The organism is Dactylosporangium sp. CA-152071, assembly GCF_050936335.1.
Taxonomy (GTDB): Bacteria; Actinomycetota; Actinomycetes; order Mycobacteriales; family Micromonosporaceae; genus Dactylosporangium; species Dactylosporangium maewongense.
The window spans coordinates 1,764,014-1,782,865 of the sequence record NZ_JBNJMZ010000002.1 but is presented as its reverse complement, the minus strand read 5'-3'; the positions used below and the strand labels follow the sequence as shown (position 1 = coordinate 1,782,865).

Below are 18,852 nucleotides of genomic sequence, written 5' to 3'. Positions count from 1 at the left end.
GGTACGTGGCTTTCCCGCCACTGTCTGGGCGGCCCGTGCCGATGTGACGCTGCACGGGTGAGAGGAGGGGCAGCCGTGACCGACGGGGTGCATCGAGTCGTGGTGCTCGTGCTCGACGGGGCCAAGCCGCTCGACGTGGGCATTCCCGCGCAGGTGTTCACCAACCGGCCGAGCATGCCGTACGCGGTGCACGTGTGCGGGGCCGCGCCGGGGCTGGTGGCCGGTGGGGACGGGCTCGCGTACCACGTCGCCGAGGGGCTCGACGCGTTCGACGCGGCCGACACCGTGTTCATCCCCGGGTACCGCAACCCGGATCGCGAGGAGCCGCCGGCCGAGGTCGTCGCGGCGCTCCGCGCCGCCCACGCGCGCGGGGTCCGGCTCGCCGCGATCTCGACCGGGGCGTTCGCGCTCGCCGCGACCGGGCTGCTGGACGGCAAGCGGGCCACCACGCACTGGCATTACACGCGTGAGCTGGCCCGGCGCCATCCGGCGATCCTCGTCGACGAGGACGTGCTGTTCGTGGACGAGGGGGAGGTGCTCACCTCGGCCGGGGCGGCCAGCGGGATCGACCTGTGCCTGCATCTCGTGCGCCGCGACCACGGCGTCGCGCTGGCCAATCACGTGGCGCGGCGGCTCGTGGCGGCGCCGTACCGCAGCGGGGGACAGGTGCAGTACATCCCGCGCAGCGTGCCGGAGGCGGTCGGCGAGCACTTCGCGGCGACCCGGCAGTGGGCCCTCGAACGGCTCGACGAGCCGCTCGCGCTCGAGGACCTGGCCCGCAACGCGAACGTGTCGGCGCGGACGCTGTCGCGGCGGTTCGTGGAGGAGACCGGGTACACGCCGACGCAGTGGATCCTGCGGGCGCGGGTGGACCGGGCGCGGGAGCTGCTGGAGCGCAGCGGGCTCGGGGTGGAGCAGGTCGCGGCGCGGGTCGGGCTCGGGACCGGGTCCAACCTGCGGCTGCACTTCCAGCGGATTCTGGGCACGTCGCCGAGCGAGTACCGCAAGACGTTCGCCCGCCCGAACGGCTCGGCGGCGGCGCGGTCGGGTGGCGGGATCCTTGCGGAGACTGGCGAACCATCCGCTGTCGGCTGACCTCGCAAACCAGCACGATTGACGCATGTCAGGACGAATTGCCATCAACGGGTTCGGTCGCATCGGGCGTGGCGTGCTGCGCGCGATCGTCGAACGCGACAGCGACCTCGAGGTCGTCGCCGTCAACGATCTCGCCGCGCCGGCGGCGTTGGCGCAGCTGCTGAAGTACGACACCACACTCGGGCGCTTCGGGCGCATCGTCGCGGTCGACGGCGACGACCTGCTCGTCGACGGCCGGCGCATCCACGCGCTCGCCGAGCGCGAGCCGCTCAAGCTGCCGTGGGCCGAGCTGGGCGTCGACATCGTGCTCGAGACCACCGGCCGGTTCACCGCCGCCGACGCGGCCCGCGCGCACCTCGAGGCCGGCGCCGAGCGGGTGCTCGTCGGCGCGCCCTCGGCAGGGGCCGACGTGACGCTCGCGTACGGCGTGAACACCGAGGCGTACGACCCGTACCGCCACACGATCGTGTCGAACGCCTCCTGCACCACCAACGCCCTCGCGCCGCTCGCCGCCGTGCTCGACGGGCTGGCCGGGATCGAGCACGGGTTCATGACCACCGTGCACGCCTACACCCAGGAGCAGAACCTCCAGGACGGTCCGCACCGGGACCCGCGCCGGGCCCGTGCCGCCGGGGTGAACATCGTGCCGACCACCACCGGCGCCGCCAAGGCGATCGGGCTCGTCCTGCCGGGCCTGGCCGGGCGGCTGTCCGGCGACTCGATCCGGGTGCCGGTCCCGGTCGGCTCGCTGGTCGAGCTCAACGCGACCGTCGAGACGGAGGTGACGCGCGACGCCGTCCTGGACGCCTACCGGAAGGCGGCCGAGGGTCCGCTCAAGGGCATCCTGTCGTACTGCACGGACCCCATCGTCAGCGCGGACATCGTCGGCGACCCGGCGTCGTGCATCTTCGACTCGGCGCTGACCAGGGTCGACGGTCGGCACGTGAAGGTCGTCGGCTGGTACGACAACGAGTGGGGCTTCGCCAACCGCGCCGTGGACACCCTGACGCTGATGAGCGCCAAGCAGATCGCCTAGAACCAGAGCCCGCCCGGGTACTAGGTTCGGTAGCCGTGGGTGCACTCGGGCGGGTCGGCGGAGCCTTCGTGGCGGGACCGGAGTTGTCGCTGCTGGACGGGCGGCTGGGAATCGCGCCGCCGGACGGGGCCCGGGTCGAGGCGCGGCCGCAGTCGCTGATGGGGGTGGCGGCGTCGGCGCGGACCGAGACCCGGGTGGTGTACGACGTGGACGGCGAACGGCTGGTGCTGCTGGCGACCGAGCTGTTCCGGACGGTGGCCGGTGATCTCGGGGCGACCGTCGGTGCGACGCTCGCGTCCGGGCCGCTGCCCGCCGGTCAGCGGCTCGTGCCGATCCCGGTCCCGGGTGACGCGGTGGCCTACGGGTACCTGCCGCTGGACACGACGCGCCAGGCCGTGCCGATCGCGGACGCGTTCGTCCGGGCCGGGGACGCGAGCATCGTGCGGGTGCAGCTGTTCGTGTCGCCGAACGCCGCCGGCGACCCGGACGGTCTGGCCGGGCTCGCCGCGCGGATCCTGTCCACCGTCACCCCGGGCGGGCGTAAGCCCGGCGCGGCGGCCGGCACGAGGACGCTGGCGGGGCTGGACGGCCGGCCGGTCCTGGCCCTGGACGCGCCGGCCGGTTGGGTCGCCTACCAGGAGTTCGGCCTGTCGTTCGCGGTGCTGCGCCTGCGGCGGCTGACGCCGCTGGACGGGCCGTACGTGGCGGGCAGCGTGTACCGGGGCAGCGCGCCGTCGCTCGTGCACACCGCCTTCCCGCAGGACGCGGTGACCCGGACCGGCGGGCGGCTGCTCGGGCTGCCGACCGACTGGATCCACGTGTTCCCGAAGGACGACGGCGCCCCGCCCCGGCACCTGCGGGAGGCGCTCGTCGAGGACGGCGGCGGGCAGTTCGTCCACGCCATGGCCGAGACCGGGGACGTCGCCTACGAACAGGAGATCGACGCGCTGCTGGGATCCGTGCGGCGGTGCTGACCGGGCCGGGGCTCAGGCGGGAGTGACCTCCACCGGCAGCTTCGTCGGGGCCAGCATCACCCACGGGTTGCGGAACACCGCCGATTCGGTGTCGACGGCCATCGTCCGGTACCGCCGCAGCAGCAGCTCCATCGCGATCCGCGCCTCCAGGCGGGCCAGCGGCGCGCCGATGCAGAAGTGGATGCCGTGCCCGAAGGTCAGGTGCGGGTTCGGGTTGCGCCGGATGTCGAAGCGCGCCGGGTCGGCGAAGACCCGGGCGTCGCGGTTGGCGGCGGCCAGCCAGGCGACGACGACGTCGCCCTCCGGCACGGTCACCCCGCCGACGACGGTGTCCGTGGTGGCCCGCCGGGCCAGGCGCGGGAACGGGGTGCGCAGGCGCAGCACCTCCTCGATCGCGTCCGGCAGGAGCGCCGCGTCGGCCCGCAGCGCCGCCGCCGCGTCCGGGTGCTGGTCGAGGGTGGCGACCGTGTTGCCCAGCGTCGCCGTCGTCGTGATGTGCCCGGCGAGCAGCAGCAGCCCGACGAAGCCGATGATCTCCTCGTCGTCGAGCTGTTCGCCGTCGGCCTCCGCGTGCACCAGCCCGCTGGTGAGGTCGTCGCCGGGGGCCGCGCGACGCGCCCGCACGTGCCGCAGGAGGTACTCGTTCATCTCCCGCAGCACCGGTGCGACCGCGCGGACCCGCTGGTCGTCCATCATCCGGGTCAGCGGATCGTCCGGGCCGATCTCGGGCCGCTCGAACAGCGCGTCGGCCCACCGCCGGAACACCGGCCGGTCCTCCGCCGGAATGCCGAGCAGCTCGGCGATGACGATGACGGGCAGCGGGTACGCCAGGTCGTCGACCAGGTCGAACCGCCGCGCATCGGCGACCTCGTCGAGCAGTTCCTCGGTGACCGTGGTGATGCGCGGGGCCAGGCCGGCCACCACCCGCGGCGTGAACGCCCGGCTCACCAGCCGCCGCAGCGAGTCGTGGCGGGGCGGGTCCATCTGGACGAAGTTGCCGCGCCGGAACAGCTCCAGGTCCTCCTGGCGGGGCAGCAGGTCACCCAGGTCGGAGGAGAACCGGTGCGGGTCGCCGAGCACCGCCGTGACCTCGGGGTGCCCGAGCACCAGCCAGGAGCGTTGCCGCTCGTCGTAGTGCACGTCGCCGGCGAGGCGCGCGTGCTCCAGCCAGGTGAACAGGTCCGGCAGCGTGCGGGTCGTCATCTCCGGTCACTCCCCTCGCGGGTACGCCGGTCGCGGGCTACCCGCCGGACGGACCCGCAAACCGTGCCGTGCGGTCCCCGTCAGCCCCGTGTCACGGCCCCGCCAGCGGGTAGGCGGGCTTCCCGAGCGGACGGGTGCCGCCGGCTGGCAGGAGGTAGGACGATGGTGCTGCACAGGGCGGGCCAGCAACGGCGGCCGCCGGTCGCGGACGGCAACCCGTTCGCGACGGTCGCCAACCCGGCGCTGGCCGAGCAGGTGTCCGGTCCCCGCGACGCGCTGGCCGAGGATCCGGTGCCCGCCGACACCGCCTGGCAGCTCGTGCACGACGAGCTCATGCTCGACGGCAACGCCCGGCTGAACCTCGCCACGTTCGTGACGACCTGGATGGAGCCGCAGGCGGTCCGCCTCATGACCGAGTGCGTCGACAAGAACATGATCGACAAGGACGAGTATCCGCAGACCGCCGAGTTCGAGCGCCGCTGCGTCAGCATCCTCGCCGACCTGTGGCACGCCCCGGACCCGGCCGGCGTGGTCGGCTGCTCGACGACCGGGTCCAGCGAGGCGTGCATGCTCGCCGGCCTGGCCCTGAAGCGGCGCTGGTCGGCCGGGCGCGCGGCCGGCGAGGTCCGGCGGCCCAACCTCGTGATGGGCATCAACGTGCAGGTCTGCTGGGAGAAGTTCTGCAACTACTGGGAGGTCGAGCCCCGGCTGGTGCCGATGGAGGGCGACCGGCTGCACCTGACCGCGCAGGAGGCGGTGGCGCACTGCGACGAGAACACCATCGGCGTGGTCGCGGTCCTCGGCTCGACGTTCGACGGCAGCTACGAGCCGGTCGCCGAGATCGCGGCGGCGCTCGACGCCCTGCAGCGGCGCACCGGATGGGACATCCCGCTGCACGTCGACGGCGCCTCCGGGGCGATGATCGCGCCCTTCCTGGACCCGGACCTGGAGTGGGACTTCCGGCTCGGGCGGGTCGCCTCCATCAACACCTCGGGACACAAGTACGGCCTGGTGTACCCCGGCGTCGGCTGGGTCCTGTGGCGCGACCGCGACGCCCTGCCGGAGGACCTCATCTTCAACGTCAACTACCTCGGCGGCAGCATGCCGACCTTCGCGCTGAACTTCTCCAGGCCGGGCGCGGAGGTCGTCGCGCAGTACTACACCTTCTTCCGCCTCGGCCGCGCCGGCTTCCGCGCCGTCCAGCAGGCGTCCCGCGACGTGGCCCTCCACCTCTCCGGCGAGATCGCCGCCATGGGCCCGTTCCGGCTGCTGACCCGCGGTGACCAGCTGCCGGTGTTCGCGTTCACCACCAACGCCGACGTCGAGGCGTTCAACGTGTTCGACGTGTCCCGGCGGCTGCGCGAACGCGGCTGGCTGGTCCCGGCGTACACCTTCCCCGCCAACCGCACCGATCTCGCCGTGCTCCGGGTCGTGGTCCGCAACGGCTTCACCCACGACCTGGCCGACCTGCTGCTCGCCGACCTGCGGCGGCTGCGGCCCGAGCTGGAGGCCCAGCCCGGGCCGCTGCACACCGCCGGCGACGCCACCGGATTCCACCACTGAGGGCCGCTACAGTCACCCGCTCACTCACCCGATGCCGGTACCGGCCGGGCGTAGCATGGGACTTGCCTGCGAGACGACCGGGCGAAGCTGGTAAAACAGTGGAGCCGGATAGCACCAGGAGATCGAAAGGTCGATCGGTGTTGTCGAATATCTGAACCGGTAGCGCCGGGGAGGGTAGATCGCCTCGCAGGTTAATTTGCGTCCCCAGACGCGGCCCCAGGCAGCACTCCGGCACCGGGGCCCCGGCGCGTCGGTCAGGCGCTGAACGCCCCGCGCAGCATGTCGCCCCAGCCGGCCTGGATCATGCTGGTGAAGCGCCACTCGCCGCCCGTCTTGGCCATCACGTCGACGTATCGCATGTGCTGCACCTGCTCGCCGGTGGTGACCGTGCTGTCGGTGACGACGACCGCCAGGTCGGCGTTGAGGAACACGGGCCGGCGGTGGTTGTCCAGCCGCGGCCGCGGCTCGCCGACGGCGGCGCCCATCGCCTGGATGAACGTGGCGCGGTCCCACTGCTGGGTCACGCACTCGCCGGCCGAGTCGTTCGTCGTCACCGTCAGCGGGAACAGCGCGACGTCGGCCATGCGCTCGACGTCACCCCGCTCGGCGAGCGCGTCGTAGGCGGTGAACCAGTCCAGCAGCCGCGTGACGTCCTCGTCCTCGGTCGTGTAGGCGGCGCTGGTGATCGGGCTCTGGTCGGACAACGTCACTCCCTGGATCAGTTTCTCTGTACGCCGTAGAGAGTAACCGCGCTCCGCCCGTCCGGCAACCGCATTCGAAGCCGGGACGACGGCACGCGGGCTGCCAAAGATGCGCGACGCGCGGCAGCGCAACGACAGGGTCCGCTGCACCAGTGCTGACGCCGAGATCTTCGGCTTCCTCGCCGACTACTCGCGCGAGGCGGTCATCCCCGGGTTGTTCCCGGGACCGGAGGACTGAACGGGTGCGGGCCGCCACGGCAAGTGCGGCGGCGAGCCGCTACTGCGGCTCGGGTGCCGGGTCCCGGCGCAGCCACCGCTCGTCCAGCGACGCCGGCGGGGCGGGGGCGCCGAGGTCGGCCGGGCGGTACCCGGTCGGGTAGCCCGGGTAGGTGCGGTTGCGGGGTGACGTTCCCAGCTTCGACACCCGCCGGGGCGGCAGGAGCAGCCGCACCGCCGCCGCCCGAGCCCGCAGCGTCGCCCCGGACAGGGCGGTCAGCCAGCGTGGGGCGGGGCGGAAGCCGAACGCGGCGAGCATCGGCGGGTCCAGCATCGCGCGGACCCCCAGGCGGGCCATCGGCCGCAGCGGCGCCGGGAACCAGCTCGCGAACAGCCCGACCGTGTACTGCCCGACCCGGGCGTTGGCGTCGCTGTAGCGGAAGTTGGCCGCCTCGTAGTCGCGCTTGAACGCCCGGAACTCCTCGAAGTCCGACGGGACGTCGCGGATCGCCATGCGCAGCCCGACCTGGCGGTAGAAGTGGAACGCGGCGAGGCGCTCGTGCTCGGTGAGCGGCCGCCAGCCGAAGCGGTCCAGCCAGTCGATCGGGTCGTAGACGAACGTGGCCAGCACATACCGCATGTCGTCGTTGTCGATGGCGTACCGGCCGTGGGCGCGGTTGATGACCCGCAGCGCCTCCCTGCCTCGAGGCGAGTCGTAACCGTGCGCGGCCAACTCCGCCATGAGCAGCTGCGTGTCGTCGTAGCGGCGCTGCGGCCGGTCCCGGAACTCGCCGGTCGCGTCGAGCAGGGCCGAGATCGACGGCACGCAGTACGTGCGGAACAACGCGAACTCGAGCGCCCTCGTGTAGTCCCAGGGGAACTCGTGACCGGCGGAGATCCGGTAGATCTCCTCGTGGTCGCGCGCCGGGTCCAGTTGCTCGATCCGTCTGCGCCAGCGCATCCGGTCAGCGACCACGGCACCCACCTCCGCCGTCAGCGTGCCACGGATCCGTCGCTGCCGGAAGCACGGTGACCGCGACGTCGTCGCCCCCCTTTACCGTGGGTGATGTCGTTCCCGCCCTCTGTGACGCAAAGCCGACCCGGCGTATCTGCCTGACCCCGGCGGCCGTCCTCCCCGCAACCGTGTACGCCCATTGCGAGGAGGACCGACGTGAACGCTTCGGAAGCGGCGCTGAGCAGGCACGCCGGCAGCTCGCCCAGCAGTTCGACGACATCTACCTGGCGGCGAAGCTGGCGGACCGCGACGGCGACGCCCGACCGCAGCTGGAGTCGCTGGGCGGTCAGGCCCACCATGCGGCGGTACCGAGAACGGCCGCCGCGGGGCTGGTCCCGGCGAGCGTCTCGATGGCTCCGGCGAGGCCGGTGATGGCGGCGAGGCCGATGCGCCGGTCCTGGGCGTCGAGGCCGGTCCGCAGGACGAGCACGGCGGTCCGGGCGGTCGCGGCACCGGGTTGTGCGTCGAGACACTGGCGGGCCCGGTGGGCGACCGCCAGCATCGTGTGCGCGGCGTGGTCGCTGTGTGGGTCGCCGGCGGTGCCGGCCGCCACGGTGGCGGCCCGGGGCAGCAGCGCCGCCGGCAGGTGCGGGGCGATCTCGGCGACGGCGTTTGCCCGGGCCTGTCCGGGCTGCCCTGCCCGAGCGCGGACGGTGTCTGGTTCGGTGGCGATCGCCTCGGCGGCGTCCAAGGCCTGGGCGCCGGTCTCGACGCGCTGGTGCTCCGGAAGGACGGGCAGCAGCCGGCTGAGGGCACTCACCCGGAGTTTGAGGTCGTCGACCTCGGCCGCGGCCGCGAGAGCGCCGGCGACGGCGGCGTCGCGGGCGGGTGCCGGCAGGTGGGGCGCGAGCCAGGTCAGGGCGAGAGCCCGCGGGTACGCGCCGGACATCCCGGTCGCCGCCCGCAGCACATGGTCGCGGCGGTGCGCGGGCAGGCGCGGTGCGAGGCGGCCGAGCTCCCGGGCCCGGGAGTGCTCGTCGTCGATGAGCAGTGCGCTGTCGACTGCCCGGTCGAGCAGGTCCGCCTGTTCGGTGGGGGTGCCGGCGGCCGCGGCGGGCGGGCCCGGCTGCGCGTCCCGGCTGTGCGGCGCGAGTGCGGCCAGGGCGTCCGCCCGTTGGTAGTGGTTGACGACCGCGGCGGCGAGTCGCAGCGCCCGGTCTGCCACGTGCGGCGGCAACGTGCCTGCCGCCGTCGCGTGCCCGAGGGCGACGAGGATCCGGGCCCGGTGCTTCGGTTCGGCCTCGGCGATGTCGAGCGTGAGGTCGAGGGCGGTGGCGCGGTCGTCTTCGGGCAGATACGGAGTGAGGCCCGCCAACGCCTGCCCCCGCGCGCCCCGGTCCGCGGCGAGGGCCGCCACGGCGACGGCGTCCCGGCACTGCTGCGCGGGCAGATGCGGCGCGAGCCCGGCGAGGGCCTCCGCCCGGACCCGCGGGTCGGTGATCGTCGCGGCGATGTCGAGCACGTCGCCGAGTCGGTCCGGGGGCAGATGCGGCGTGACCCCGACGAGCGCCTGTGCCCGCGCCGAGGCCGACACGATGCCGCGCACGGCGTCCAACACCCCATCCGCCGTCACGTCGTCGCGGCCGGAGCCGCCGTGTTCCTGGCCGCGGGCGCCGGGGTCTCGGTCTGGGGCGCCGGTTGCCCGGCGGAGAGCGGTCGGGGCGAGTGCGGTCAGGGCGCGGGCCCGCCAGTCGTGGTCGCCGACGGCCGTGGCGGCGGCCACCGCGCGGCGGAGGATCACCGCGCGCATGCCGGCCGGGAGGCGTGGCGCCAGCGCGGTCCAGACCCGGGCGCGCAGCGCCGGGCTGTGCAGGGTCGGCACGGTGGCGAGGCCCTGGGCGGCCCGATCGGCCGGCAGGTGGGCGACCAGGGCCTCCAGCCCGTGGGCGCGGTGCACCTCGTCGTGGATCGCGGTCGCCGCGGCCAGCGCGGCGTCGACGTGGCGGGCCGGCAGGTGCGGGGCGAGCCCGGCGAGGGCGGCCGCGCGCTCCTGTTCGTCGGCGATGGCCGCAGCGATGTCGAGGGCCCGGTCGGTCAGCCGGTCCGGCAGGTGGGCGGCGAGGCCGGCCAGGGTGCGGACGCGCTGCCACCCCGGGCTGGTGGCGGCGGCGTCCAAAGCTCGCCGGACGGCGGCAGCGCGGACCGTTTCCGGCAGGTGCGGCACGAGCGCGGTCAGGGCCTCGGCGCGCGGCTCCGGGTACGTCAAGGCCTTGGCGGCGGCGAACGCGTGCGGCAGCAGCCGGTCCGGCAGCCGCGGGGCAAGGGCTGCGAGCAGCGCGGCCCGGGGAGTCTCGAAAGGGTGGCCGACGGCGAACGCGAGCACCCCGGCAAGATGCTCGGCGGGCAGGTGCGGCACGAGCGGCGTCAGCGCGTCGGCCTGGTAGAGCCAGTCGAAGTCGGCGGCCGCCTCGACGGCCCGCCGCAGTTGCGCGGCGTCCAGGTGCGGGGCGACGGCCGCGAGAGCCTCGCCGCGGTGCCCGGCGCTGAAGATCGTGGCGGCCACCGACAGTGCCCGGGCGATGACCTCGTCGCGTCGGTCGGGTGGTAGTACCGGCACGAGCGCGGCCCACGCCAGGGCCTCGTAGAAGTAGGGGTTCTCGACGGTGGCGAGGGCGTTCAGCGCGGCCGAGGCCTGGCCCGGACCCAGGTGCGGGGCCAGGTCGGCGATCGCGGCGCCGCGCCAGTAGTTCTCGTCGTCCCACAGCCGGTCGGGGTCAGGCACGGGGAGCCGGAACGCGAGCGTGTGCTCGAGGGTGTCGGCGATCAGGGCCGGGCGGTCGCCGGATGGGACGTCCGGCAGCAAGTGCACGACGATCCGCACCTGGTAGCGCCCGCCGCTGGCACGCCCCTGCTTGAGCCAGTAGTCCACCCGGCGGGGTGTCTCGTGGCGCGCCAGCCGGTCGACGGTGCCGATCCCGGCCGCGCGCAGCCGGGCCGCGACCTCCGTGGAGGCGCGGTCGCGGCGGCTGTGGACGCTCGCCGCGACCAGGCCCAGCCACACCTCGTCGACGAGTGACCGTGCCTGGCCGCCGTCGGCGAGTGCGGCGTCGGTCTCCGCGGCGGCGTGCCGGCGGGCGAGGTCGACGTCGGCGAGGAAACCTTCCACGTCGTCGTGGGCCTCGTGCGCCTCGAACCAGACGTTGACGAGCGTGCCGGTGAGCAGCAGGCGGCGCAGGTCGCGGTGGCGGCCGGCGGCGGCGAGGCCGACGGCGAGGGTCCGCAGCGGGGCGAGGTCGTCGACGCCGGCCAGCAGCGGGTCGGCGTCGAGCGCCGGCAGGCCGGCGTCGAGCCCGCCGAACAGCGTCAGGTAGCGGTCAGGGGAGTGGTCCGGGCCCGTCACGCCGATCATGATGGCGTGCCGGGTCAACCCGCACGCTCAAGCCGTGCGCCACGTCCATGCGTACCAGACGATGAACGCGGTGCAGCCGATCTCCACGACGCTGTACAGGACGTAGTACGTCGCGGGGGTGCCGACGGCGAGGGAGACCGCCTGGACGAGGGTCATCACGGCGCCGGCGGCGATGTTGGCCCAGCGTGCGGCCCGTTGCGGCAGTACCCGTGACAGCAGCACCATCCAGATCGGCAGCTGCATGAGGAAGCCGGCGCCGAGGAGGAACCCCGGGCTGATGCGCATGCCGTCGACCTCGCCGTCGAGCAGGTCGGTCAGCACGGCTGAGTCCATGTGGCCGAGGACGTCGCAGTACAGGTAGTTGAGCACCGCGAAGATCCAGAGGGTGGAGAGCAGGACGGCCCGGTCACGGCGGGTCGTCTGGTCGGGGAGCAGGGTCGTCCCGGTCACGGTGGTGGGCCGCCTTTCCGCGTCAGTGCCGCGCCGGTGCGCGGCGGTTCTGACGGTATGTGGGGCGGCTCGGCGGTCGTACCCTCCGCGGAGGGAACCTGGCTGGTCCTCTGGAGGGAATCAGTTCACTGCCCGGGGGTGACGAAGCCGGACTCGTAGGCGGCGACGACGGCCTGGGTGCGGTCGCGGACGCCGAGCTTCGCCAGCAGCGTCGCCACGTGCGACTTGACGGTCTGCACGGACAGGAACAGTTCGGTGGCGATCTCGGCGTTGGACAGGCCGCGGGCCAGCAGGCGCAGGACGTCCCGTTCGCGTTCGGACACCTCCGGCAGGCCCGCGCCGGAGGGGGTGGCGAAGCGTTCGATGATGCCGCGGGTCGAGGCGGGGAACAGCAGCGACTCGCCGGTGCCGACCACCCGCGCGGCCTCGATCAGCCGTGCGGGCGGGGTCCGTTTCAGCACGAACCCGCTGGCGCCGGCGCGCAGCGCCCGGTACACGTACTCGTCGACCTCGAACGTCGTCAGCACCAGCACCCGCACCGTCGTGCCGCCGGCGGTGATGCGGCGGGTCGCCTCGATCCCGTCGGTGCCGGGCATCCGCACGTCCATGAGGAGCAGGTCGGGCGCGGGATCGGCGGCGGCGATCGCGACCGCGGTGTCCCCGTCGCCGGCCTCGGCGACGACCTCCCACCCGGGCTCGGAGGCCAGGATGGCCCGCAGCCCGATCCGGACGAGCGGATCGTCGTCGACGATGGCGATCCTCATCGCCACACCGTACGGTGCAGCGCGCAGCCCAGGCAGTCGCACCCGGCGGTGAGGCGGCAGGCGGCGGCCCCGTCGGGCAGGGCGGCGCCCAGCGGCACGACGGCGCGGACCGCGAACCCGCCCTCGGTGGTGCGTCCGGCCGTTGCGTGCCCGCCGAGCAGCGCGACCCGGTCGCGGATCGACGCCAGGCCGAGCCCCGTCCCGGCGGCCGGCGACGATTCCCGGAGCGGGTTGACGACCGACAGGGCCACGATCCGCTCGTCCGCGGCGAGGTCGACGTCCACGTCGCCGCCGGGGGCGTGCTTGGCGGCGTTGGTGAGCGCCTCCTGCAGCACCCGGTACACGCCGCGGCCGACGACCGGCGGCAGCGGCCCGAGCCGGATCCGGGACCGCACCCGCAGACCGGCGCCGGCCGCGCCGTCCAGCAGCGCGGTGAGGTCCCCGGCGCCCGGCAGCGGCGCGAGGGCGTCGGGCCCGTGCCCGCGGATGCCGGCGATGATGCGGTCCAGCTCGCCGAGGGCGGCCCGCCCGCGTTCCTCGATCGTGGCGAGCGCGGCCCGGGCGAAGGCGGGGTCACGGTCGAACACGTGCGCACCCGCCCCGGCCTGCACCACGATCATGGACAGGAGATGGCCGATGCTGTCGTGCAGCTCCTGGTCGATGCGTACCTGTTCCTCGGCCCGTACGGCGCGGGCCAGCACGGCGGCCTCGACCTCCTTACGGCCGGGGCCGAGCGCCCAGACCGCGAGGCGGCGGTGCCATCCCGCGAGGGCCCGCAGCGAGCCGCGCAGCACCGGCACCGCCGCGACGAACGCGACCGGGCCGAGCAGCGACCAGGCCGTCCCGGCAGCCCCGACCTCGATCCGGTCGCTCATCCGGTCGGCCAGCGCGACCAGCGGCCAGAGCACGAGCAGCGGCGAGGCGGCGTACAGCAGCACGACGGCGGCGCCGAGCGGCCCGCTGACAGCACGGACCAGCGTCCACGCCAGCACCCGCCAGCTGTGCGGGTCGCGGACCGCCGCGGCCGTCCACCGCCACGGGTCGACCAACCGGCGCCACCGCGGGTGCCGCGGATACACAGCGCGCCGGAACCCGACCGGCGCCGGCGCCGCCACGTCCTGCCCCAGCAGGACCCGGGCCAGGAGCCGCTCGAACCGCCCGATCGGCCGCAGCAACAGGTGGGCGGCGAGCAGCAGCACCACGGTCACCGGCGCGAACCGGGTGACGATGCCCGACAGGTACAGCGAACCGACCAGCGCCGCCCAGAACACCCCGAAGACGGCGCCGAGCAGGAGGTACCCCGCTTCCCGTAGCTCCCGGCCGGTCACGAGCACATCGTGCCAGCCGTGCCGGTGCCGCCGCGCCAGGCGGTCCGGGGCGTCGACGCCCGCCCTGCTCGCCGTTCGACCCCGTCGTGATGACGCCCGGATTGTGCCGAAGGGCCTCCCGGGTGGATGCGTAGCGTTACTGTGCGATTACCTTAGGTGTCTGGAGTGGTGCATGAAATTCGTCCGACAGGCTGCGGCTGTCCTGGCTGCCGCGCTCGGAACGGGCGGTCTCGTTGCCTTCTCGGCGACGCCGGCCTACGCCGCCACCACGACGTTCACCTATACGGGCGCGGTGCAGACGTACACCATCCCGGCCGGCACCACGAAGCTGCAGGTCGTGGTGAAGGGCTCCCAGGGCGGCGGCGGTGTGGGCGGTGGCGGCGGCACCGTCACCGCCGTCATCACGACGCCCGCCGGGCTGGGCAACAAGATCCAGGTCATGGTCGGCGGCACCGCGGGCTGGAACGGTGGCGGCCTGTCCGCGCCAGGCGGCGGCGCCGGCGGCGACGCCTCCGACATCCGCCAAGGTACCTGCGCCGCCACGGACTCCTGCGGGTTGAGCGACCGCACCGTGATCGCCGGCGGTGGCGGCGGCGGGACGGTCTATCCCGGCGGCGGTGGCGGCAAGCCCCCGTCGCCGGCCTTCCCGTCGAACACGGCGGGCAGCGGCTTCGCGTCCCCGGGCGGTGGCGGCACCCAGAGCGCCGGCGGCGCGGGCGGCGCGGCATTCGGCGCCGCGTCCCCGGGTGGCGCGGGCACCCTCGGCTACGGCGGCAACGGCGGCCCGAGCGGCTCGAAGAGCGGCAGCGGCGGTGGCGGCGGCTACTACGGCGGCGGGGGAGGCGGCGCCACCGCCAACCCGTCGGCCGAGGGCGGCCCGGGCGGCGGCGGGAGCAGCTACGTCGACCCGGCCCGGGAGGACTCGCCGTCCACCTTCGCCAGCGACGACAACTACGGTGCGGGCTCGATCTCCTTCACCACCCTCGGCCCGCCCGAGCCCGACAACGTGACCGCCGAGGTCGCCGCGGGCACCGGCAACGTCGCGCTCGACTGGGACGCGCCCAGCGGTGGCGCCGACTCCTACGTCGTCTACCAGAGCCTCACCAGCGGCGGGTCGTACGCCGCCGTGACCTCCGGCGACTGCTCCGGCGTCACCGGCACCTCCTGCACGGTCGGCGGCCTCACCCCGGGAACGGTCTACTACTTCACCGTCGCCAGCGTGCTGAGCGGCGCGGAAGGTTCGCCGTCGAGCCCGGTCAGCATCACCGCCATCGGCCCGCCGGCCGCCCCGACCGGCGCCGCGGCCTCCGTGACCGGCGACGGCACCCTCACCGTCACCTGGACCGACCCGGCCACCGCGAGCGGGCCCACGACCAACTTCCAGGTGCTGGTGTCGCTCGGCGGCGGCTCGTACACCGCGGCCACCGCCGGCACCTGCGCGGCCGGCACCGTCACCAGCGGCTGCACCGTCACCGGCCTCACCGGCGGCGGCAGCTACCAGTTCAAGATCGTGGCGGTCAACGCCGCCGGCAGCGGGCCCGCGTCGGACCCGTCGACCGCCGTCACCGCCGTGGCCGCACCGTCGGCGCCGACACCGGGCGCTGTCACGGTCACCGGGTCGGGCACCGTCACCGTGGCCTGGACCGGCCCGTCCGGCAGCGTCACCGGGTTCAAGGTGTACGTGTCCAGCGGCGGCCCGTACACCGCGGCCGGCTCGGGCACGTGTGCCGGCACGCCGGTGAGCAGCCCGTGCACCGTCACCGGCCTGACCCCCGGCCAGGCGTACCGGTTCAAGATCTCCGCCGTGGCGTCGGCCATGGAAGGCAACCAGTCCGTCCCGTCGGCCGAGGTCACCGCCGTCGCCGGCCCGCTGGCGCCCGGCACACCGGTGCTGACCGTCGCCGGCGACCGCAAGCTGCGCGTCGCGTGGACCTACCCGACCAGCAGCGCCACACCCGCGGCGCGCTTCACCGTCGAACTCTCGAAGGACGGCGGCGCGTACACCGCCGTCACCAGCGGCGACTGTGCCGGCCCCACCGCGAGCCCGTGCGACGTCAGCGGCCTCGACACCGGCGCCGGCTACCGGGCCCGGGTGACCGCGGTGAACGCCGCCGGCACGGGCAGCCCGTCCGACGGGTCGGCCCCGTCCACCGTGGTCGCCGCGCCGGGCATCCCCACCATCACGAGCGCGGAGGCGGGCGACGGGCAGGTCACCGTCACGTGGACCGCCGGCCTGCCCGCGACCGCGGACACCTACCACGCGGCCGCGTACCCGGCCGGCTCCAGCACCCCGGCGTCGGACTGCCGGGCCACCGCCCCGGCCCTCACCTGCGTCATCCACGGCCTGACCAACGCCACCGCCTACACGATCAAGGTGTACGCGTCGGGAGCCGTGGACTCGGACCCGAGCCAGCCGGTCACCGCGACGCCGAGCGCCGCACCGGACGCCCCGACGGCGACCGCGACCGGCGGCGTCGCCTCGATCACCGTGCAGTGGACCCCGCCCGCGGCCGGCTCAGGCATCGGCGGCTACCTGCTGACCGCGGACCCGGGACCCGCCACGTGCCACGCCGAGGCCACCGACACCAGTTGTGTGCTGGGCGCGGTCGCGGGCACCTCGTACACCGTGAAGATCGTCGCGGAGGGCACCTTCGGCCGCGACTCGGCGCCGGCGGTCACCAACGCGGCGACCGCGACGTCGCCACCCGTGCCGGCCAGCACCCCGGCCCCCGACGCGACCCTCACCACCGACCAGGGCGACATCCACACCGCCACCCCGGGCCAGCAGGTCACCGTCGTCGGTCACGGCTTCGCCCCGCACTCGACGGTCACCATCGCGATCTATTCGGCGCCGGCGCTCCTGGCCACGGCGGTGGCCGACGCGCAAGGCGACGTGCACCAGCCGGTGACGGTGCCGGCGAGCCTGGCGAGCGGCGAGCACACGGTGGTGGCGCTGGGCGTGGACCGGTCGGGCGTGACACACACGCTGGCGTTCACGGTGACGGTCCAGGCGGCGGGCGCCGGCCTGCCGGTGACCGGCCTCGCCCTGACCTGGATGCTGCTGCTCGGCGTCGCCTCGGTCCTGACCGGCGCCACGCTGACGGCCATCGGCCGCCCGCGCACGTGAACCCGGCCGCGCACGTGAACCCGGCCGGACCGCGGGGTCCGGCCGGGCGGGGTCGGGGGCCGGGGCCTCAGCCGGGCGGCACCGCCACCGGCAGCCGGGTCCAGTGCAGCCCGTCCGGCGACGTGTACAGCGCCGTCAGGTCGTTGGTCAGGTAACGGCCGGGTGCCGTGGTCAGGACCGGCCAGAACCCGTCGTGGTCGGCGAGGCCGGTCACCGGCGCGGGCGCCCGGTAGGCGCCGCCCTTGCCGGCGTACCACTCGGCGAGCTTGTCGTGCACCGTGCGGATCTGCGTTCAAGGGCGCCGAGATTGCGGACACCGTCGCATTCCGGATTCCCCAGGTGCCGAACGGACCCATGTTCTGCGCGCGGCAGCTGGTCGAGGCGTTGGACTCGGAGCAGGGTGTCCGGTTCGCCGAGGTATGGCGGGGCGAGTCGGACTGAGGCAGTTCCTTCAGGAGATGCGGGCGCCGGTGTGGATGGCGACGGCGTCGTGGGCGGCGACGTCCGTGCGGAACCAGCCGGTCGCGTCGACGGTGATGACCGGGCCGGTGCAGGTGGTGCCGCTCTTCTCGCCGTGGATGACGTCGCAGTAGCGGCCGGCGGGCATGTTCGTGCGGTACGAGCGGCCGGTGACCGCGAAGTCCTCGTCGTTGATGGTGATGTAGCCGGCGCTGCCACGGCCGAACGCGATGTGCTGGAAGCCGTTGTCGTACCAGTTGACGACGCCGGTGCCGGTGACGGCGTTGCGGAAGGCGACCATGTTGGCGATGGCCTGCCAGCGGTGCTCGCATCGCCAGCCGCCGGTGAAGCAGGTGCTGTTGTTGGTGCGCCCGGACGCGTCCGACGGCGGGCCCTGGTTGCGGTCGGTGAACTCGTAGCTGGACATCACCGTGGGGGAGCCGTACGGCCACGCCAGCATGAACGCGTTGGCCAGGGCGTAGATGCCGTTGTCGCGGTAGGTCAGGGTGCCGGGGACGTCGCGCTGGGTGTCGTGGTTGTCGACGAACACGTTGGCGACGTTGCTCGGGATGTACCCCCAGCCTTCGCCGAAGTTGGAGAGGTACGCGAGCCGCTCGTTGCGGAACACGCGGGCGAGGTCCTTGCCGTACCGGAACTCGTGCACGTCGCCGTTGCCGGTGTACTCCTGCGGGGTGATCGGCTCGCCCGCGCCGTAGATGACCTCCTGCACCATGTACACGGACCGGGACAGCCTGGCCTTCAGCGCGGCGATGTCGGCGGCGGGCATGTGCTTGCTGGCGTCCATCCGGAAGCCGTCGACGCCCAGCGACAGCAGGTCGTTGAGGTAGCCGGCGAGCCGGTCACGCACATAGGTGGCGCCGGTGTCGAGGTCGGCCAGGTTCGCCAGCTCGCAGTTCTGCACCTCGTAGCGGTCGTTGTAGTTGACGATGTCGTCGTTGCCGTTGCGCCCGCAGTGATGGAAGTCCTGGGTCTGGTACGTGCCGGGGTAGTCGTAGTGCGTCCAGGCGGATCCGGCCCAGCCCGGGCCGCTCTTGTCGGTGTTGGCCATGTGGTTCACGACCGCGTCGACGATGACCTTGACCCCGGCGGCGTGGCAGGCGCTGACCATCGACTGGAACTGCGCCCGGGTGCCCTTGCGTGACTCGATGCGGTAGCTGACCGGCTGGTACGCGACCCACCACTCCTGCCCCCGCACGTGCTCCTGCGGCGGGGAGACCTGGACGTAGCCGTAGCCGCGCGGCCCGAGGAACGAAGTGCACTCGGACGCGACCGAGGTCCAGTTCCACTCGAACAGGTTGGCGATGACGGTCTTCGGCCCGGCGGTGGCGGCCTGGGACGGTGTCGCGACGGTCGCCACGGTGGTGGTCAGCGTCGCGAGCACGACGGCGGACAGGACGGCAGCCAGGGGCCGGCAGCTCGGCATGGGGTGCTCCAATGACAAGGCGGCGGAAACCCAAGTATCGATGACCGTGCCTGCTACCGGCAACCTCGACGCGGCCGGTGTACCGGCGAGGTCATAGGCGATGTCTATGACCGTGGTTCCGGATCGGC

General features: G+C 74.0%; 15 protein-coding genes. 6 read left to right on the top strand and 9 right to left on the bottom strand.

The annotated features are described in order from the left end of the window. Positions 1-75 precede the first annotated feature (75 nt). The 3 genes from ACQEVZ_RS47825 to ACQEVZ_RS47815 are packed head-to-tail and all read left to right on the top strand — an operon-like array spanning position 76 to position 3,105. Entirely contained in the window at positions 76-1,095 is a 1,020-nt protein-coding gene (locus ACQEVZ_RS47825; protein WP_344500308.1) for a GlxA family transcriptional regulator, read from the top strand. Positions 1,096-1,120: 25 nt separating this feature from the next. Continuing rightward, the gene (gap, locus tag ACQEVZ_RS47820; RefSeq protein ID WP_433381093.1) at positions 1,121-2,131 is read left to right on the top strand and encodes a type I glyceraldehyde-3-phosphate dehydrogenase; all 1,011 of its coding nucleotides are present in this window, start codon (positions 1,121-1,123) and stop codon (positions 2,129-2,131) included. A gap of 35 nt (positions 2,132-2,166) precedes the next feature. Then, a complete protein-coding gene (locus ACQEVZ_RS47815) occupies positions 2,167-3,105 on the top strand; it encodes a hypothetical protein (RefSeq protein ID WP_433381090.1) in 939 nt (312 codons plus the stop codon). A 12-nt stretch (positions 3,106-3,117) separates the two neighbouring features. Here the strand turns inward: ACQEVZ_RS47815 and ACQEVZ_RS47810 are convergent, their stop codons facing one another. After that, on the bottom strand, positions 3,118-4,308 hold the full coding sequence (locus ACQEVZ_RS47810; protein ID WP_433381087.1) for a cytochrome P450: 1,191 nt from the start codon (positions 4,306-4,308) through the stop codon (positions 3,118-3,120). 162 nt (positions 4,309-4,470) lie between these two features. Between ACQEVZ_RS47810 and ACQEVZ_RS47805 the strand changes: the two genes are divergently transcribed. Continuing rightward, on the top strand, positions 4,471-5,871 hold the full coding sequence (locus ACQEVZ_RS47805; RefSeq protein ID WP_433381084.1) for a glutamate decarboxylase: 1,401 nt from the start codon (positions 4,471-4,473) through the stop codon (positions 5,869-5,871). A gap of 254 nt (positions 5,872-6,125) precedes the next feature. Here the strand turns inward: ACQEVZ_RS47805 and ACQEVZ_RS47800 are convergent, their stop codons facing one another. After that, entirely contained in the window at positions 6,126-6,575 is a 450-nt protein-coding gene (locus ACQEVZ_RS47800; RefSeq protein ID WP_433381081.1) for a DUF4440 domain-containing protein, read from the bottom strand. A gap of 106 nt (positions 6,576-6,681) precedes the next feature. Here ACQEVZ_RS47800 and ACQEVZ_RS47795 point away from each other — a divergent pair, with 106 nt between their 5' ends. Next, positions 6,682-6,810 carry a hypothetical protein gene (locus tag ACQEVZ_RS47795; RefSeq protein ID WP_433381078.1) on the top strand — a complete coding sequence of 43 codons (129 nt, stop codon included), beginning with the start codon at positions 6,682-6,684 and terminating at the stop codon, positions 6,808-6,810. Positions 6,811-6,849: 39 nt separating this feature from the next. Here ACQEVZ_RS47795 and ACQEVZ_RS47790 read toward each other — a convergent pair whose 3' ends face one another. From ACQEVZ_RS47790 to ACQEVZ_RS47770, 5 genes are all read right to left on the bottom strand, one after another. Continuing rightward, on the bottom strand, positions 6,850-7,764 hold the full coding sequence (locus ACQEVZ_RS47790) for an oxygenase MpaB family protein (RefSeq protein WP_433381075.1): 915 nt from the start codon (positions 7,762-7,764) through the stop codon (positions 6,850-6,852). Between the two features lie 325 nt (positions 7,765-8,089). Then, complete coding sequence (locus tag ACQEVZ_RS47785; protein ID WP_433381072.1) at positions 8,090-11,143, bottom strand: hypothetical protein; 3,054 nt, start codon at positions 11,141-11,143, stop codon at positions 8,090-8,092. A 36-nt stretch (positions 11,144-11,179) separates the two neighbouring features. Beyond that, a complete protein-coding gene (locus ACQEVZ_RS47780) occupies positions 11,180-11,602 on the bottom strand; it encodes a DUF6326 family protein (RefSeq protein ID WP_433381069.1) in 423 nt (140 codons plus the stop codon). 125 nt (positions 11,603-11,727) lie between these two features. Continuing rightward, the gene (locus ACQEVZ_RS47775; protein ID WP_433381066.1) at positions 11,728-12,366 is read right to left on the bottom strand and encodes a response regulator; all 639 of its coding nucleotides are present in this window, start codon (positions 12,364-12,366) and stop codon (positions 11,728-11,730) included. Next, the gene (locus ACQEVZ_RS47770; RefSeq protein WP_433381063.1) at positions 12,363-13,694 is read right to left on the bottom strand and encodes a histidine kinase; all 1,332 of its coding nucleotides are present in this window, start codon (positions 13,692-13,694) and stop codon (positions 12,363-12,365) included. Before ACQEVZ_RS47770 ends, ACQEVZ_RS47775 begins: the two co-directional genes overlap by 4 nt. A gap of 172 nt (positions 13,695-13,866) precedes the next feature. On the opposite strand from ACQEVZ_RS47770, the gene ACQEVZ_RS47765 reads away from it, so the two are divergent. Continuing rightward, positions 13,867-16,821: a fibronectin type III domain-containing protein gene (locus ACQEVZ_RS47765; RefSeq protein WP_433381060.1), complete on the top strand. Its 2,955-nt coding sequence runs from the start codon at positions 13,867-13,869 to the stop codon at positions 16,819-16,821. Positions 16,822-16,888: 67 nt separating this feature from the next. Here ACQEVZ_RS47765 and ACQEVZ_RS47760 read toward each other — a convergent pair whose 3' ends face one another. After that, the gene (locus tag ACQEVZ_RS47760) at positions 16,889-17,098 is read right to left on the bottom strand and encodes a hypothetical protein (RefSeq protein ID WP_433381057.1); all 210 of its coding nucleotides are present in this window, start codon (positions 17,096-17,098) and stop codon (positions 16,889-16,891) included. 174 nt (positions 17,099-17,272) lie between these two features. Beyond that, the gene (locus ACQEVZ_RS47755) at positions 17,273-18,724 is read right to left on the bottom strand and encodes an alpha-amylase (protein WP_433381054.1); all 1,452 of its coding nucleotides are present in this window, start codon (positions 18,722-18,724) and stop codon (positions 17,273-17,275) included. Positions 18,725-18,852 lie beyond the last annotated feature (128 nt).